The sequence below is a fragment of the Pedobacter cryoconitis genome, assembly GCF_003259615.1.
In the GTDB taxonomy this organism is placed as follows: Bacteria; Bacteroidota; Bacteroidia; order Sphingobacteriales; family Sphingobacteriaceae; genus Pedobacter; species Pedobacter cryoconitis.
Genome location: NZ_QLLR01000083.1, coordinates 1 through 1,126 on the forward strand (window position 1 = coordinate 1; position 1,126 = coordinate 1,126).

The window sequence follows — 1,126 nt, forward strand, 5'->3', positions numbered from 1 at the left end:
GCTGAATGTACCGAAGGAATAAGGATCGGCTAACTCCGTGCCAGCAGCCGCGGTAATACGGAGGATCCAAGCGTTATCCGGATTTATTGGGTTTAAAGGGTGCGTAGGCGGCTTTTTAAGTCAGGGGTGAAAGACGGTGGCTCAACCATCGCAGTGCCCTTGATACTGAAGAGCTTGAATGAACTAGAGGTAGGCGGAATGTGACAAGTAGCGGTGAAATGCATAGATATGTCACAGAACACCGATTGCGAAGGCAGCTTACTATGGTTATATTGACGCTGAGGCACGAAAGCGTGGGGATCAAACAGGATTAGATACCCTGGTAGTCCACGCCCTAAACGATGAATACTCGCTGTTAGCGATACACAGTTAGCGGCTAAGCGAAAGCGTTAAGTATTCCACCTGGGGAGTACGGTCGCAAGATTGAAACTCAAAGGAATTGACGGGGGCCCGCACAAGCGGAGGAGCATGTGGTTTAATTCGATGATACGCGAGGAACCTTACCCGGGCTTGAAAGTTAGTGAATCATTTAGAGATAGATGAGTCCGCAAGGACACGAAACTAGGTGCTGCATGGCTGTCGTCAGCTCGTGCCGTGAGGTGTTGGGTTAAGTCCCGCAACGAGCGCAACCCCTATGTTTAGTTGCCAGCACGTTATGGTGGGGACTCTAAACAGACTGCCTGTGCAAACAGAGAGGAAGGAGGGGACGACGTCAAGTCATCATGGCCCTTACGTCCGGGGCTACACACGTGCTACAATGGATGGTACAGAGGGCAGCAAGCTGGTAACAGCAAGCAAATCTCCAAAAGCCATTCACAGTTCGGATAGAGGTCTGCAACTCGACCTCTTGAAGTTGGATTCGCTAGTAATCGTATATCAGCAATGATACGGTGAATACGTTCCCGGGCCTTGTACACACCGCCCGTCAAGCCATGGAAGTTGGGGGTACCTAAAGTATGTAACCGCAAGGAGCGTCCTAGGGTAAAACCGATAACTGGGGCTAAGTCGTAACAAGGTAGCCGTACCGGAAGGTGCGGCTGGAATACCTCCTTTCTGGAGCAAGATAGATTACTCGCTGCGTAAATGATATACTGAGGAAAACTTGAAAAAGTGACAGTTGTATATA

The 1,126-nt window shown here is 49.9% G+C and carries 1 rRNA gene; it reads left to right on the forward strand.

What is annotated here, in order from left to right:
• Positions 1–1,053, forward strand: a 16S ribosomal RNA gene (locus LY11_RS26470); the annotation flags it as partial.
• Between the last annotated feature and the right edge of the window lie 73 nt (positions 1,054–1,126).